We start from the raw sequence: 15,227 nt of genomic DNA, 5'->3' as shown, positions 1-15,227 counted from the left end.
TGGGCCGGATGGCGAGAGGTCCGGTGCCGCGAGGGTGCCGCCGGGCAGGCGGGTGCGGCCGTGCCGCCTAGCGGCGTATCACGGTCGTCCGGCCCGCCGCAAGGGGAGCCGACATGGACTGTAGGACATGAACCATGAAGGCGCTGGCGACGACCGGGACCAGCAAATTGACGAAGGGGATGGTCGAAAGAAAGGCAATGGCGACGCCGGCCAAAAAAGGTTTCAGCGGCCGCGCCCGCCGCAGCGCCCGCGCTTCGCCGCGGCCGAGACGCCGGTGCGCCACCATCTCGAAATACTCCCGTCCGAGCAGGTAGCCGTTGACGGTATAGAAGACGGCGAGGTTCAGCCCGGGTGCGAAGATGTAGAGCGGAAGCGCCGCCAGATTGATCGCCAGCACCAGCAGCAGGAAGCGCAGCGCGGTCGCCAGCTCCTCGATCCAGCCGACATGGCGCGGCGCCGGAAGGGCCGGGTAGTGACGCGCCTCCACCCGTTCCACCACCTCGTCCAGGAAGAAGCTCGACACCGTGCCGACGGTGGCCGGGAACAGCAGCCAGGCCAGGACCAGAATGCCCAGCCCGCCCATCACGTCGATGATGCCGTCGAGCCAGCCATAGCCGGTCATCGGCGTCACCGCCAGGATCCACCAGACGCCGCCGGCCAGCAGCAGGTAGGCGAGGATCGAGGCGAGCACCCCGATCCAGACCACCCGGCGGACGCGCGGATCGGAAAGCTGGGCGAAGGCGAGGACGAGGGCGCGGATCATCGGCGGGTCCGTGGCGGGGAGGCGACGCCCGCATATCTACGGTGCCTCGCGCCCCGCTTCCAGCCCCCGGCGGGAATGGCGCTGCGGCCGGCCGGAAAGGACGCAGTCCGGTCAGGGCGCCGGGCTGAAGACCAGCGCCGCGTTGGTGCCGCCGAAGCCGAAGCTGTTGGACAGCACGTGGCGGATGCGCCGCTCCTTGGGCTGCAGCGGCACGAGGTCGAGGTCGCAGCCCTCCGACGGCGACTCCAGGTTCAGGGTCGGCGGCGCCACCTGGTCGCGCAGCGCCAGGATGGCGAAGATCGCCTCGACCGCGCCGGCCGCCCCCAGCAGGTGGCCGGTCGCCGACTTGGTCGAGGACATCGACAGGCCGGCGGCGGCCGGCCCGAACAGCCGCTTGACCGCCGCGATCTCCACCGGGTCGCCGGCCGGGGTCGAGGTTGCGTGGGCGTTGACGTAGTCGATGGCGTCCGGCGCCAGCCCCGCCCGCTTCAGCGCCGCCTGCATGGCGCGGCGGGCGCCGTCGCCGTCCTCCGCCGGGGAGGTGATGTGGTAGGCGTCGCCCGACAGGCCGTAGCCGGTGACCTCGGCATAGATGCGGGCGCCGCGGCGCCTGGCATGCTCCAGCTCCTCCAGCACCAGCACGCCGGCGCCCTCGCCCATGACGAAGCCGTCGCGGTCGCGGTCCCAGGGGCGCGAGGCGCGGCCCGGCTCGTCGTTGAAGCCGGTCGACATGGCGCGGGCGGCGCAGAAGCCGGCCAGCCCCAGGCGGCAGACCGCCGCCTCGCTGCCGCCGGCCAGCATGACGTCGGCGTCGTCCAGCGCGATCAGCCGCGCGGCATCGCCGATGGCATGCGCGCCGGTGGCGCAGGCGGTGACCACGGCATGGTTCGGCCCGCGGAACCCGTAGCGGATCGACACATGGCCCGACGCCAGGTTGATCAGGATCGACGGCACGAAGAAGGGGGAGACGCGGCGCGGCCCCTTCTCGTTCAGGGTCAGCGCGGAGTCGGCCAGCCCCGGCAGCCCGCCGATGCCGGAGCCGATCATCACGCCGGTGCGCTCCAGCGCCTCCTCCTCGGTCGGACGCCAGCCGGCGTCGCCGACCGCCTCCTCCGCCGCGGCGAGCGCCAGCAGGATGAAGCGGTCCATCTTGCGCTGGTCCTTGGGCGGCACCACCGCGTCGGCGTCGAAGGCGTCCTCCCCCGTCACCGGAACCTGTCCGGCGATGCGGCAGGGCAGGTCGGCGGCGTCGACGTCCCGCAGGGCGCGGATGCCGCTCCGCCCCGCCAGCAGGGCGCGCCAGCTCGGGGTGACGCCGGCGGCAAGCGGAGTGACCGCTCCCAGCCCGGTGACCACGACTCGTCTCATTCGGGATGTTCCTCGGAAGTGGGGGCGGCGGCGGGCGGTGTTCCTGCGGCCGGCATTTCGGAGCGGATGCCCTCCAGCCGGATGGCCCGGCCGGTGTTGCGGTCGATCAGCAGCGGGTCGACGGTCCTGCCGGTCTCGCGGTCGACCAGCCGGAAGGCGCCGTCGGGCATCAGCCAGCGGTTGCCCCAGTCGGCCATGGCGACCAGCACCGGCAGGAAGTCGCGGCCCTTGGCCGTCAGGTGATAGGCGTGGCGCGGCGGCCGCTCCTGGTAGGGCCGGCGCTCCAGCAGCCCGGCCTCCACCAGCGTCTGCAGCCGGCGGGCCAGCATGTTGGTGGCCAGCCCGATGCTGCGCTGGAACTCGTCGAAGCGGGTCAGGCCGCGCATGGCATCGCGCAGGATCAGCAGCGACCAGGATTCCGCGACCTCGTGCAGGCCGCGGGCGATCGGGCAGGGGGCGTCGGTCAGCCGGGTGCGTCGCATGGCGGCGACTGTCGCACGGTGACTTTCATCATGCAAGCCACTGCCATCATGCAAGTCACTGCTGCCAAGTCACTGCGGCGCGGGCATCCGGATTGCCCACCGGGGCGGCGCTTGTGAAGCGGCCGGCGGCGGCTATACTCGCGCCGCGACAATCCCCTCGCCGCCAGACCTGTCAGGAGAGCCCATGGCCACGTCCATCCACGATGCCGCCTACGACGTCACCGGCATCGGCAATGCCATCGTGGACGTGATCGCCCACGCCGACGACGCCTTCCTCGCCGCCAACGCCATCGAGAAGGGGGCGATGACGCTGATCGACGCCGCCCGGGCGGAGGAGCTCTACGGCCGCATGGGGCCGGGCGTGGAGATGTCGGGCGGCTCGGCCGGCAACACCATGGCGGGCATCGCCATGCTCGGCGGGCGCGGCGCCTACATCGGCAAGGTGGCGAGGGACCAGCTCGGCGACGTCTTCCGCCACGACATCCGGGCCGCCGGCGTCGCCTTCGACAGCCAGCCGCTGACCGGCGGCGCCCCGACCGCCCGCTGCCTGATCCTGGTGACGCCGGACGCCCAGCGCTCGATGAACACCTATCTCGGCGCCTGCGTCGAGCTCGGTCCGGAGGACATCGACGAGGCGGTGATCGCCGGCTCGCAGGTGACCTACCTGGAGGGCTACCTCTGGGATCCGCCGCGCGCCAAGGAGGCTTTCCGCAAGGCGGCGGAGATCGCCCACGCCGCCGGCCGCAAGGTGTCGCTGTCGCTGTCGGACAGCTTCTGCGTCCACCGCCACCATGCCGAGTTCGTCGAGCTGGTGGAGGCCCACGTCGACATCCTCTTCGCCAACGAGCACGAGATCGGCGCGCTCTACGGCACCGACCGCTTCGAGGACGCGCTGGCGGCGGTGACGCGGCTGGGCAAGACCGCGGCGCTGACCCGCAGCGAGAAGGGGGCGGTGATCGTCGACCGCGGCACGGTGGTCGAGGTGGCGGCCGAGCCGGTCGAGCGGGTGGTCGACACCACCGGCGCCGGCGACCTCTACGCCGCCGGCTTCCTGTTCGGCCACACCCGCGGCCTGGAGCCGGCGCTCTGCGGCCGGCTCGGCGCCATCGCCGCGGCGGAGATCATCAGCCATGTCGGCGCCCGCCCGGAGGTGGACCTGCGCGCGCTGGTCGCCGCCAAGGGCGTGCTGTAACCGCGTTTCGCGCGTCAATTTGCGAAACCGGAGAGGCGCCGGCGCATTCTGCAACGGCGTCCTCCCCGACCGGCCAGGCCGGACGGGGTGTCAGTCGAGCTGCCCGTTCAGCGCCGGGCGTTCCGGTGACGGGACGGTTTTGGCCAGAAGCGCCATAGCCGCCCCGCTGTCGGCCGCCGCCACCGCCCAGCAGTCCGGCCGGTCGTCCTGCGGGCCGGTGCGCGGGCCGGTGCGCGGGATGGTGAGCAGAAACAGCCGGTCGCCGTCGCCGAAGCGTTCGCTCAGCAGCCGGTACTCGCGCGGCCCGTCGAGCTTGAGCTTTTTCAGCGTCGCCTGCAGGTCGGCGACCTCGGCCTGGCGCACCTCCAGCGACTGCGCGGTTTCCTGCAGCTCGCCTTCGATCCGGCGTTGGTCGCCGCGCAGCGACTCGATGGCCGTCGCCGTCTCGGCGCGGTCCCGGTCCAGCTTCCGGCGGCAGCGGCCGACCGTCGCCACGCGCCGGCCCGCCTGGATCGCCGACAGCGCGGTCCAGCTCAGGAGCGCGATCAGGATCACCAGCTCGATCAGCAGCAGCAGCGGGTTGTTCGTCGGCATCGGAATGATCGTCACGCTGTCCCCGTCCCCCCGGTCATTACGCCGCCCCATGGCGCCGCCCCATGGCGTGATCCGGCATGGTCCTTGCTGGATCGCAGGCGTCGATGATGAGCAACCGCCGTGCCAGCGTGCCAGCGTGCCAGCGTGCCGGCCGCCGGGGGACGTGAAGGGAGGAGACGAGGGTGATGGAGTCGGTTCACGCCATTCTGGGATCGGCGGTGCCCCTGGCCGGGGCGGTGGCCGTCCTGCTCCACCTCTGCTGGGTCGGCGTCCGCCGCGGCTGGGGCAGCCTCACCGGCCTCGACCGGATGAAGAAGACGATGCAGCCGCTGAAGGATCGTCGGCGCCAGGAGGAGGAGGCCCTCGCCGACGCCGCCTGCCGCCTGGACGAGGCGAAGGAAAAGCTCGGCGCCGCCGAGAGGCGCATCGAGCAGCTCCGCAAGGAGATCGCCACCCTGGAGCGGGCGCCGCCGGTCTTCCATCACCGGCTCGCCGCCGCCGGCAATGCCGAGCGCCGCTTCCGGGCCGAGGTCGCCTTCGACGCCACGGCGGCGCGGGCCGCCGGGCGGCCCGTCAACCCGGCCTGGCGCTACGCCAACCGCCTGACGGTCCATGCGATGGACCTGGCGGCCGCCCGGCGCGAGGCCGACCACATCTTCCCGCAGAAGGCCGGCTATACCGTCTATTTCCACGGGCCGGCCGGCCACTGACCGCGGACGGGGCGGTTGCGGGCTTCCGCCGCTGCGGTGGCTCGGGTAAGCTGCCGCTCCCGCCGCCATCCCGCCGCCGCAGCCGACGACACGTCCTCCCATGCAAGTCTACCTGCCGATTGCCGAGATGTCGGTCAACGCGCTGCTTGTGCTCGGCATGGGCTGGCTGGTCGGCTTCCTGTCGGGGATGTTCGGGGTCGGCGGCGGCTTCCTGATGACGCCCCTGCTGATCTTCATCGGGGTTCCGCCGGCCATCGCCGTCGGCACCCAGGCGAACCAGCTCGTCGCCGCCAGCGTGTCGGGCGTGCTCGCCCACTGGCGCCGCGGCAACGTCGACGTCAAGCTGGGCGTGGTGATGCTGGGCGGCGGCGTGCTCGGCACGGCGGTGGGCGTGTGGATCTTCAACATCCTGCAGCGGCTGGGCCAGATCGACATCGCCATCACCCTGTCCTACGTCTTCTTCCTGGGCACCATCGGCGGCCTGATGCTGGTCGAGAGCAGCCGCGCGATCCTGCGCCGACGCGCACCCACCGCCAAGCGCGGCAAGCTGCACCGCCACATCTGGCTGCACGGGCTGCCCTTCAAGATGCGGTTCCACCGCTCCAAGCTCTACATCTCGGCCCTGCTGCCGGCGGGGATCGGCGCGGTCGGCGGCATGCTGGTGGCGATCATGGGCATCGGCGGCGGCTTCCTGCTGGTGCCGGCGATGATCTACCTGCTGAACATGCCGGCCGGCCTGGTGGCCGGCACCTCGCTGTTCCAGATCATCTTCACCACCGCGGCGGCCACCCTGCTGCAGGCCGCGACGAACCAGACCGTCGACGCCATGCTGGCGCTGCTGCTGCTGGTCGGCGGGGTGATCGGCGCCCAGTTCGGCACCAGGGCGGGCAGCCGGCTGCGCGGCGAGACCGCGCGGCTGGCGCTGGCGCTGATCGTGGTGGCGGTGGCGCTGAAGCTGGCCTGGGACCTGTTCTCCCGTCCCGACGACCTGTTCACCCTGACGATGGGGCTCCGGTGATGGCGATGCCGTCGAAGCGCCGGCTGGCGCAGGGAATCGCGGCGCTGGCCGGGCTGCTGGCCGGTGGGACGCTGGCCGCCACGGTCTGGGCGCAGCAGCTCGTCGCCGACCTGTCCAGCCATCTGGTCGCCATCACCACCGGCTTCACCGGAACCGAGGTGGTGCTGTTCGGCACCACCGACGGACCGGGCGACGTCGCCATCGTCGTCACCGGTCCGCGCGGCACGGCCACCGTCCGCCGCAAGCAGCGGGTGGCCGGCATGTGGATGAACACCGACAACGTCCGTTTCGAGCAGGTGCCGAGCTTCTACACGGTGGCGGTCAGCCGGCCGCTCGACCAGCTTCTCGGCCGCGGCGTGCTGGAACGCCACCAGCTCGGCCTGCCGCAGCTCCAGTTCCCGGCCGACGTCGGCCTCCTGCCGCCGGAGGAGCAGGCCGCCTTCCGCGCCGCCCTGATCCGCAACAAGCAGCGCGAAGGACTCTATGCCATCAGCCTGGGGCAGGTGGCCTTCCTGGGCGAGCGGCTGTTCCGCACCAACATCTATTTCCCCGCCAACGTACCGACGGGGCTTTACAATGTCGAAGCTTTGCTGATTCGTGATGGCGACGTGGTCAGCGCCCAGACCACGCCGCTGGTGGTGTCCAAGATCGGCTTCAGCGCCGAGCTGTCGGACTTCGCCCGCAATCGCCCGATCACCTACGGGGTGGCAGCCGTCGTCGGCGCCATCGCGGCCGGCTGGGCGGCCGGCGCAGCGTTCCGCCGGGTTTGAGAGGCCGCCGGGATCCCCCGCGCGGCCGGCCGAGCCGAAAGGGGCCGAGATGACCGACACGACGCAAATCCCAGACTCCCAGCCGGCCAAGCCGGTCCGCATCTTCCTGGTGGTGGTCGACGACAGCGAGGAACTGAAGGTCGCCCTGCGCTACGCCTGCCTGCGCGCCCGCAAGTCCGGCGGCAAGGTGGCGCTGCTGTCGGTCATGGAGAAGGGCGAGATGCAGCACTGGCTGGCGGTGGAGAACCTGATCCGCGAGGAGCAGCGCGCCGAGGTGGAGCAGAAGCTCCAGAAGCTGGCGCGCGAGGTCAACCAGATCACCGGCACCCTGCCGGCGCTCTACGTCCGCGAGGGCAACCGGACGGAGGAGGTGCTGGGCCTGATCGCCGAGGAGCCGAGCATCTCCATCCTGGTGCTGGCCGCCGGAACCGACCCCGAGGGACCCGGTCCGCTGATCTCCTACTATACCGGCCGCGGGCTTGGGCGGCTGCGCATCCCGCTCACCATCGTGCCGGGCGGCCTCGGCGACGAGGAGCTGGACGCCATCACCTGAGCGGCGATCGCCGGAATGCGATTACCTGAGTTGCGCGCTGTGGAATGCCCGCACGGATCGGGTCCTTGATCCGGCCGGCGTTTCGGCCCAAATTTGGCTCAATCGTGCAAAAGCCCAATCCCGGGCGCGCCGGCCGTTCCGCGGATGCCCGTACGGGTATCCGCAGCGATATCCGCAGGCGGGCATCCGCCGCCGGCGCCGATGGAGGACCAGACCATGTTCATCCAGACCGAGCAGACGCCCAACCCGGCGACTCTCAAGTTCCTGCCGGGGCGTGACGTGCTCGGACGCGGCACCGCCGACTTCACCGGCGCGGTGGAGGCCGCCCGCTCGCCGCTCGCCCAGCGCCTGTTCGAGATCGACGGCGTGACCGGCGTCTTCCTCGGCGCCGACTTCATCACCATCACCAAGTCCGACGCGCGCGACTGGTTCCTGCTGAAGCCCTCGATCCTCGGCGTCATCATGGAGCACTTCACCGCCGGCCGCCCGGTGCTGCTGGAGGACGGCGGCGACGGCCATGCCGCCGCCGCCAGCGCCGACGACGAGGAGATCGTCGAGCAGATCAAGGAGCTGCTGGACACCCGCGTCCGCCCGTCGGTCGCCCAGGACGGCGGCGACATCACCTTCCAGGGCTTCGAGAAGGGGGTGGTCTATCTGGCGATGAAGGGGGCCTGCTCCGGCTGCCCCAGCTCCACCGCCACGCTGAAGCACGGCATCGAGAACATGCTGCGCCACTACATCCCGGAAGTGGTCGAGGTCCGCGCGGTCCAGTAACCCGCGCCGCTGTTCGCCGGCCATCCTTACACGCCCGTTCCCGCCGGCCCGCCCTTGATGGCGCGGGCCGGCGTTCCCATCTGGGCGCGGTGATCATCTCCGCCAGCTACAAGACCGACATTCCCGCCTTCTACGGGCGCTGGTTCCTGAACCGGCTCGCCGCCGGCCATTGCCGGATGGTCAATCCCTATGGCGGCCAGACCTACCGCATCGACCTGAGCCGTCCGGCGGTCGACGGCTTCGTGTTCTGGACCAAGAATCTGGGTCCCTTCCTGGACGCGCTCGACCATGTGTCGGACCGCGGCCATCCCTTCGTCGTGCAGTACAGCGTCACCGGGCTGCCCACCCTGCTGGAACGCTCGGTCCCCGCCTGGGAGACCGCGGTCGGCCACATGGCGCGGGTCCGCGACCGCTGGGGACCGCGGGCCGCGGTGTGGCGCTACGACCCCATCGCCGTCACCGACGCGACCCCGCCCGGCCATCACCTCGCGGCCTTCGCCGCGATCGCCCGCGCGCTGCGCGGCGTGACCGACGAGGTGGCGGTGTCCTTCCTCCAGCCCTACCGCAAGACGGCGCGCAACCTCGCGGCCGCCGGCATCGGCTGGCGCGACCCGGAGGCGGAGGAGAAGCGCGCCCTGCTGGCCGACCTCGCCGCCGTCGCGGCGGGGGAGGGGATGGCGCTGACCCTGTGCACGCAGCCCGAACTCGCCGGCATCCCCGGCACCGCTCCGGCCCGCTGCATCGACGCCGCCCGCCTGTCCGACGTGGCCGGGCGGCCGGTGGGGGCGCGGGAGAAGGGAAACCGTCCCGGCTGCCTGTGCGCGGAAAGCCGCGACATCGGCGACTACGACAGTTGCCCGCACGGCTGCGTCTACTGCTACGCCGTGGCCGACCGCGCCACCGCGCAGCGCCGCTTCGCCGCCCACGACCCCGAGGGCGAATTCCTCGTGGCGCGGCCCGGCCATCCGCAGCGCTGAGCTCCGGTCCGGCGAGGCGGGCGTCCCCCCTCGCCGGGCCGCTGGCCTCGGGCGGCCTCAGGCGACGGTGCGCAGCCGGTGGTCGCCGGCAAGGTCGGCGATGCTGACCACCGGCATGCCCTGTTCCAGGGCGAACGCCACCAGCTCCGGCAGGCGGGCCATGGTGCCGTCCGGGTTCATCACCTCGCACAGGACGCCCGCCGGCTTGCGGCCGGCCCGCCGCATCAGGTCGAGGGTGGCCTCGGTGTGGCCGCGGCGGACGGCGAGCCCGCCGGGGTTGGCGCGGATGGGGAAGACATGGCCCGGCCGCGCCAGATCCTCCGGCCGGCAGCCGTCGGCGATGGCGGTGCGGATGGTGGTGACGCGGTCGGCCGCCGACACCCCGGTGGTGACGCCCTCGCGCGCCTCGATCGACACCGTGAAGGCGGTGCCGAAGCGGGCGCTGTTGGCCGCCACCATCGGCGGCAGGTCGAGCTGCCGGAGGCGGTCGTCCGGCAGGATCAGGCAGACGATGCCGCTGCAGGTGCGGATCATCAAGGCCATCTGCTCGACGGTGATGGCATCCGCCGGATAGATGATGTCGCCCTCGTTCTCGCGGTCGTCGTCGTCGACGACGATGACCCCGCCGCCCTGGCGGATGCGGTCCAGCGCCCGGGCGACGCGCTCGTCCGGCGTGCCGAAGCGGGAAAGAAGGCTGTCCTGGGTGGTGGGCTGGGTGGTGTGCTGGGTATCGGTCTGATTCACGGTTCTCACTCCAAGGATTGGGCGAGCCTGAATCAGGGCGCAAAAGAGATCCCGCGGCGCGGCGGCGGCGAAGCCCCCGGCACCGGCGCAGGCCGACGCCGGCGTTCCCGCAGTCGCGGGGACGCTGGTGGCGGCCGGCTCATTCTCTTCCATCCGGACTGTAACCGTCGGCCCCGGCCTCTCACCGGGTCTGCTGTCCCCGCGGCATGGGCCGCGGGCGCTCGCGGGCTCCCCTTCCGCAGAAGGGATACCGCCGGTCGGGAGTTTCACCCTGCCCTGAGAACAAGCATGTGCTGCCGTCCCGGTCGGGACGGCACGCCCAGCTTCGGCAGCGGACCGGGCGCTGTCAAGCGGCGGCTTGCGGGACGGCTTACGGACAGACCTTGCGGACCGTCTCCACCAGCTTTTCCGGGTTGAAGGGCTTGACCAGCCAGCCGGTGGCTCCGGCTTCGCGGCCGGCGGTCTTCTTGCTCGGGTCGGCCTCGGTGGTCAGCAGCAGGATCGGGGTGCTGCGGTTGGTGGCGGAGCCGCGGATGGCGCGGGTCAGGGCCAGGCCGTCCAGGCCGGGCATGTTCAGGTCGGTGATGATGCAGTCGAACTTGCGCTGGTTGACCAGGGCCAGTCCGGCATTGCCGTCGGCCGCTTCCGCCACGTCGTAGCCGGCGCTTTTCAGCGTGAAGCCGACCATGTCGCGGATGGTCTTGGAATCGTCGACGGTCAGGATGCTTCTGGGCATGGCAGGCGGCTCCGGTTGCTCGGCCGAAAGGATTGCTTCAAAGGCGTAGGGGCTTTCCCGTCGCGCGTCAACCGGTGGCCACCCTGAGGCGATGCATCGGCAACGCTCCCGGCCTGCCGCTGTGCGCGGGGCCGGGAGCGTTGCCGGTCAGAGACCGTTACGCCTTCGTATCGACGTGCTGGCCGCCCGTCTCGCCGCCGCCCTTGGCGACGCCGACCATCGCCTCGCGCAGCAGGCGGCCGTGGATGGTGTAGCCGGGCTGCAGCACCTGGACGACGGTCCCGGCGGCCTTGCCGGTGTTCTCGATCTCGAACATCACCTGGTGGAAGTTCGGGTCGAAGGGCTCGCCGGTCGGGTCGATCTTCTTGATGCCGGCGCGGTCGAAGGCGGCGAAGAGCTGGCGCTCGGTCGCCTCGACGCCGACGGCGAGGCCCTTCAGCATCTCGTCCTGCTCGCGGCCCTCGGCCGGGACGGCCTCCAGCGCGCGGCGCAGGTTGTCGGCCACCGACACCAGCTCCTTGGCGAAGCTGGAGACGGCGTATTTGCTGGCGTCCTCGCGGTCGCGCTGGGCGCGGCGGCGGGTGTTCTCGGTCTCCGCCATCGCGCGCAGGAGCTGGTCCTTCAGGCCGGCGACCTCGGCTTCCAGCTTGGCGACGCGGTCCTCCCCGGACGCGGCGTCCGGGGCGGCGGCCTGATCGGCGGCCTGGTTGGGCGTCTGGGTGGCGGCCTCAGTCGGCTCCACCGTGGCGTCGGCGGGCTTGTTGTGCTCTTCGCTCATGGCTTTCTCAATTCTTGCTTCGTCGATTGAGGCGGGGGAAGGGCGCTCAGCCGATCAGGCGGCTGACCACCTTGGCGGTGTAGTCCACCAGAGGGATGATGCGGGCGTAGTTGATGCGGGTCGGGCCGATGACGCCGATGGCGCCGATGACCTGCTCGCGGCTGTTCTGGAAGGGGGAGATGATCATCGAGCAGCCCGAATGGCTGAACAGGACGTTCTCGGCACCGATGAAGATCTGCACGCCGTCGCCGCGGCCGGTGGCGTCCAGCATGCGCAGCATGGTCTCCTTGGTCTCCAGCGCCTCGAACAGCGAGCGCACGCGCTCCAGGTCCGACAGGGCGGTGACGTCCTCCAGCAGCTTGGACTGGCCGCGGACGATCAGTTGCCCGGCGTTCGACCCGGCGCTGCCGGCCCAGGTGGCCAGGCCGGCGGAGACGACCTTGCGCGACAGCTCGTCCAGCTCGGTGCGCTGCTCCTCGATCTCCTGCAGCACCTCCTGGCGCGCCTCCTCCAGCGTGCGGCCGGCCAGCCGGGCGCTGAGGAAGTTGGACACCGTCTGCAGGGTCGAGGCCGGCAGGCCGACCGGCACCTCGATCACCCGGTTCTCGACCAGCCCGGTCTCGTTGACCAGCACGACCAGCGCCCGGCCGGGACCGAGCGACACGAACTCGATGTGCTTGAGCGGCCGGTCGCTCTTGGGCGCCAGCACCAGCCCGGCGCAGTGCGACAGCCCGGACAGCATGGTCGAGGCCTCGCTCAGCACGTCGGAGAAGGCGCGGCCGGACGCCGAGCATTTCGCCTCGATGGAGGCGCGCTCGTCCTCGGTCAGCGACCCGATCTCCAGCAGGCCGTCGACGAACATCCGCAGCCCGGCATCGGTCGGGATGCGGCCGGCGGAGGTGTGCGGGGCGTAGAGCAGTCCCTGTTCTTCCAGGTCGGCCATCACGTTGCGGATGGTCGCCGGCGACAGGGCCATGCCAAGCCGCCGCGAGATCGTGCGCGAACCGATGGGTTCGCCGGATGCCACATAGGCATCGACGATCAGCCGGAAAATCTCGCGCGATCGCTGGTTCAGCTCGTTGATCATGGACTGGCGGCCGGTTCTGACTGGGCCGGCGCGGTCGGGTGACCGCGCCGCCGGGTCCGAATTTAGGCAGGTCCAACCGCCGAATCAACGTGCGGGGCGAAGAAGCCCGGTCGGACTGCGACCGGGACGCGCTTGCTTACGGTTCCGCCAGGAAGCTGCGGTACTGGGCGGAAATGGCGGCGACCGCCGCCTCGTACAGGCGCTGGCCGTGGTCGGGCCGGGCCAGCCCGGGGGCGGAGCCGATGCGGCCGTCGGGATAGCGGCGCCGGAAGTCGCGGGCATCGTGGAAGCCGCCGGCCGGGGCCTGCTCCGGCTCCAGCGCCGCCGTCTTGATGTGGTCGGGATAGGCGTACTGGGTCAGCGACACCTCGCTGGGGGTGGCGTGGGATCCCTCCTTGCCCTGGTACAGCTCGCGCGACAGCCGGGCCACCTCGGCGTTCTCCCACCAGCTCACCAGGGCGCAGCGCAGGTCCGGCGCGTCGCGGCCGCGCAGCGCCCGGTTCTCGGCATGGATCTCGTAGAAGGCGGCGCGCACGGTGGCGATGTTGCCGCCATGGCCGTTGACGAAGAAGAAGCGCTCGAAGCCGTGCTCGGACAGCGAGCCGACATAGTCGCGCAGCAGCGCGATCAGCGTCGACGGCTTCAGCGTCATCGAGCCGGGGAACTCCATGTGGTGGACGGCCATGCCGACCGGGATGGTCGGGCCGACCAGGGCGCCGGTGGCGTCGCCGACGCCCCGCGCGATCACCTCGGCGCAGATGGCGTCGGTGCCGACCAGCCCGTTCGGCCCGTGCTGCTCGGTCGAGCCGATCGGCAGGATGACGCCCTTGGAGGACTTCAGGTAGGTCTCGACCTCGGGCCAGGTGCTCAGGTGAAGCTGCACGGTGGCGGATCCTCTTCGATAAACAGGATTGGGGCCGGGGGGCCGGCCAAGGGGACCGGGCCGGCATGGTCCGGGCGCTCCCGCCGGCCGGCCTTCATGTTAGGCGCCCCGCCGGCGCCGACAACCGCTCGCTGCGCCGGGCGGGCATGACGCCGCGCCGGGACGCCTCATCCCAGGCTGGCGCTGGTGCGAGGCAATGACTACAATCGCGTGTATCTCTTCTTCTCCGTTGTCCGTTCCGGGGTGTTCTTCGTGGTCGCACGCGTCAGCACGGTGGCGTTCCAGGGCATCGAGGTGCTGGGGATCGACGTCCAGGTCCAGATGTCCGGCGGACTCGTCGCCTTCACCGTCGTCGGCCTGCCCGACAAGGCGGTGGCGGAAAGCCGGGAGCGGGTGCGGGCGGCGCTGCACGCGCTCGGGCTGGCCCTGCCGGCCAAGCGCATCACCGTCAACCTCGCGCCGGCCGACGTGCTGAAGGAGGGTAGCCACTTCGACCTGCCGATCGCGCTCGGCCTGCTGACGGTGATGGGCGTGCTGCCGGATGCCGAGATCGCCCGCTACGTGGCGCTCGGCGAACTGGCGCTCGACGGGATGCTCAGCCCGGTGGCCGGCGTGCTGCCGGCGGCGATCGACGCGCTGGCGCGGGACCGCGGGCTGATCTGTCCGGGACCCTGCGGCGGCGAGGCCGCCTGGGCCGGACCGGGGCTGGAGGTGCTGGCGCCCGTCAACCTGCTGGCGCTGATCAACCATTTCAAGGGCACCCAGGTGCTGACCCCGCCCAGGCCGCGGATGCAGGAGCCGGAGGCGCCGCCGCCCGACCTGCGCGACGTCAAGGGCAACGAGACCGCCAAGCGCGCGCTGGAGGTCGCCGCCGCCGGGTCGCACAACCTGCTGATGATCGGGCCGCCGGGCTCCGGCAAGTCGATGCTGGCCGCCCGGCTGCCCGGCCTGCTGCCGCCGCTCGACCCGGCGGAGGCGCTGGAGGTGTCGATGATCCACAGCGTCGGCGGCCTGCTGGAGGACGGCCGGCTGCTGCGCCGGCGGCCCTTCCGGGCGCCGCACCAGTCGGCCAGCCTGCCGGCGCTGGTCGGCGGCGGCTCCCGCGCCCGGCCCGGCGAGATCTCGCTGGCGCACCAGGGGGTCCTGTTCCTCGACGAGCTGCCGGAATTCCCCCGCGCCCTGCTGGAGGCGCTGCGTCAGCCGCTGGAGACCGGCAGGTCGGTGGTCAGCCGCGCCAACCACCACGTCACCTATCCGGCGCGGGTGCAGTTGGTGGCGGCGATGAACCCCTGCCGCTGCGGCCATCTCGACGACGCCGCGCTGGCCTGCGCCCGCGCGCCGAAATGCGCGGCGGACTACCAGTCGAAGATCAGCGGCCCGCTGTTCGACCGCATCGACCTGCACATCGACGTGCCGGCGGTCAGCCCCGCCGACCTGAGCCTGCCGCCGCCGGCGGAGGGCAGCGCCGACGTCGCCGCCCGTGTCGCTCTCGCCCGCGCCATCCAGGCGGAACGCTACGCGGCGCCGGGCCACCACTCCTCCGGCCAGCCCCCCGGCCATCCGGTGCGGACCAACGCCGAGGCCGACGGCGAACTGCTGGAAAGGGTCGCCGCACCCGACGCCGCCGGCCGGGCGCTGCTGACCGAGGCGGCGGAGCGGCTGAAGCTGTCGGCGCGCGGCTACCACCGCGTCATGCGCGTCGGGCGCACGCTGGCCGACCTCGACGGGGCGGACGGGGTGAGGCGCCGGCACATCGCCGAGGCGCTGAGCTACCGGCGGATCGCCCCGGGACGATGAG

17 protein-coding genes and 1 riboswitch are annotated in these 15,227 nt (G+C 71.8%); of the genes, 8 read left to right on the top strand and 9 right to left on the bottom strand.

All coding sequences use genetic code 11. The features are described from left to right. Nucleotides 1-67: 67 nt before the first annotated feature. The 3 genes from J2850_RS15030 to J2850_RS15020 form a co-directional block, all read right to left on the bottom strand. Nucleotides 68-763: an EI24 domain-containing protein gene (locus J2850_RS15030; protein WP_209983026.1), complete on the bottom strand. Its 696-nt coding sequence runs from the start codon at nt 761-763 to the stop codon at nt 68-70. A 111-nt stretch (nt 764-874) separates the two neighbouring features. Continuing rightward, nucleotides 875-2,131 (bottom strand): beta-ketoacyl-ACP synthase II, encoded by a 1,257-nt coding sequence (fabF, locus tag J2850_RS15025; RefSeq protein ID WP_209983024.1) that lies wholly within the window; start codon nt 2,129-2,131, stop codon nt 875-877. Continuing rightward, nucleotides 2,128-2,613 (bottom strand): winged helix-turn-helix transcriptional regulator, encoded by a 486-nt coding sequence (locus tag J2850_RS15020; protein ID WP_209983022.1) that lies wholly within the window; start codon nt 2,611-2,613, stop codon nt 2,128-2,130. Before J2850_RS15020 ends, fabF begins: the two co-directional genes overlap by 4 nt. A gap of 184 nt (nt 2,614-2,797) precedes the next feature. On the opposite strand from J2850_RS15020, the gene J2850_RS15015 reads away from it, so the two are divergent. Then, nucleotides 2,798-3,805 carry an adenosine kinase gene (locus tag J2850_RS15015; RefSeq protein ID WP_209983020.1) on the top strand — a complete coding sequence of 336 codons (1,008 nt, stop codon included), beginning with the start codon at nt 2,798-2,800 and terminating at the stop codon, nt 3,803-3,805. Nucleotides 3,806-3,895: 90 nt separating this feature from the next. Here J2850_RS15015 and J2850_RS15010 read toward each other — a convergent pair whose 3' ends face one another. After that, complete coding sequence (locus J2850_RS15010) at nt 3,896-4,414, bottom strand: hypothetical protein (RefSeq protein ID WP_307354424.1); 519 nt, start codon at nt 4,412-4,414, stop codon at nt 3,896-3,898. Between the two features lie 170 nt (nt 4,415-4,584). Here J2850_RS15010 and J2850_RS15005 point away from each other — a divergent pair, with 170 nt between their 5' ends. The 6 genes from J2850_RS15005 (at nt 4,585) to J2850_RS14980 (ending at nt 9,201) form a co-directional block, all read left to right on the top strand. Then, entirely contained in the window at nt 4,585-5,109 is a 525-nt protein-coding gene (locus J2850_RS15005; protein ID WP_209983018.1) for a hypothetical protein, read from the top strand. Between the two features lie 100 nt (nt 5,110-5,209). Then, a complete protein-coding gene (locus J2850_RS15000) occupies nt 5,210-6,127 on the top strand; it encodes a sulfite exporter TauE/SafE family protein (protein ID WP_209983016.1) in 918 nt (305 codons plus the stop codon). Next, nucleotides 6,127-6,897: a TIGR02186 family protein gene (locus J2850_RS14995; RefSeq protein ID WP_209983014.1), complete on the top strand. Its 771-nt coding sequence runs from the start codon at nt 6,127-6,129 to the stop codon at nt 6,895-6,897. The genes J2850_RS15000 and J2850_RS14995 overlap by 1 nt, the downstream gene beginning before the upstream one ends. A 49-nt stretch (nt 6,898-6,946) precedes the next feature. Continuing rightward, complete coding sequence (locus tag J2850_RS14990) at nt 6,947-7,450, top strand: universal stress protein (protein WP_209983011.1); 504 nt, start codon at nt 6,947-6,949, stop codon at nt 7,448-7,450. A gap of 216 nt (nt 7,451-7,666) precedes the next feature. Next, a complete protein-coding gene (locus J2850_RS14985) occupies nt 7,667-8,224 on the top strand; it encodes a NifU family protein (protein ID WP_209983009.1) in 558 nt (185 codons plus the stop codon). Between the two features lie 89 nt (nt 8,225-8,313). Next, a complete protein-coding gene (locus J2850_RS14980) occupies nt 8,314-9,201 on the top strand; it encodes a DUF1848 domain-containing protein (RefSeq protein ID WP_209983007.1) in 888 nt (295 codons plus the stop codon). 57 nt (nt 9,202-9,258) lie between these two features. Here J2850_RS14980 and ribB read toward each other — a convergent pair whose 3' ends face one another. The 5 genes from ribB to J2850_RS14955 form a co-directional block, all read right to left on the bottom strand. After that, on the bottom strand, nt 9,259-9,945 hold the full coding sequence (gene ribB, locus J2850_RS14975) for a 3,4-dihydroxy-2-butanone-4-phosphate synthase (protein ID WP_307354423.1): 687 nt from the start codon (nt 9,943-9,945) through the stop codon (nt 9,259-9,261). 137 nt (nt 9,946-10,082) lie between these two features. Next, nucleotides 10,083-10,233: riboswitch (FMN riboswitch) on the bottom strand. A gap of 82 nt (nt 10,234-10,315) precedes the next feature. After that, the gene (locus J2850_RS14970; RefSeq protein ID WP_209983002.1) at nt 10,316-10,681 is read right to left on the bottom strand and encodes a response regulator; all 366 of its coding nucleotides are present in this window, start codon (nt 10,679-10,681) and stop codon (nt 10,316-10,318) included. A gap of 157 nt (nt 10,682-10,838) precedes the next feature. Next, nucleotides 10,839-11,459 (bottom strand): nucleotide exchange factor GrpE, encoded by a 621-nt coding sequence (gene grpE, locus J2850_RS14965; RefSeq protein WP_209983000.1) that lies wholly within the window; start codon nt 11,457-11,459, stop codon nt 10,839-10,841. A 46-nt stretch (nt 11,460-11,505) separates the two neighbouring features. Further along, nucleotides 11,506-12,546 (bottom strand): heat-inducible transcriptional repressor HrcA, encoded by a 1,041-nt coding sequence (hrcA, locus tag J2850_RS14960; RefSeq protein WP_209982998.1) that lies wholly within the window; start codon nt 12,544-12,546, stop codon nt 11,506-11,508. Between the two features lie 136 nt (nt 12,547-12,682). Beyond that, nucleotides 12,683-13,429, bottom strand: a complete 747-nt coding sequence (locus tag J2850_RS14955; protein WP_209982996.1) for a creatininase family protein — start codon at nt 13,427-13,429, stop codon at nt 12,683-12,685. Nucleotides 13,430-13,681: 252 nt separating this feature from the next. Between J2850_RS14955 and J2850_RS14950 the strand changes: the two genes are divergently transcribed. After that, nucleotides 13,682-15,226, top strand: coding sequence for a YifB family Mg chelatase-like AAA ATPase (locus tag J2850_RS14950; RefSeq protein WP_209983304.1), 1,545 nt, complete (start codon nt 13,682-13,684; stop codon nt 15,224-15,226). Nucleotide 15,227: the final 1 nt, after the last annotated feature.

The organism is Azospirillum picis (assembly GCF_017876115.1).
Taxonomy (GTDB): Bacteria; Pseudomonadota; Alphaproteobacteria; order Azospirillales; family Azospirillaceae; genus Azospirillum; species Azospirillum picis.
Note: the sequence above shows the minus strand (reverse complement) of the source record. Positions and strands in the feature narration are given on the sequence as shown.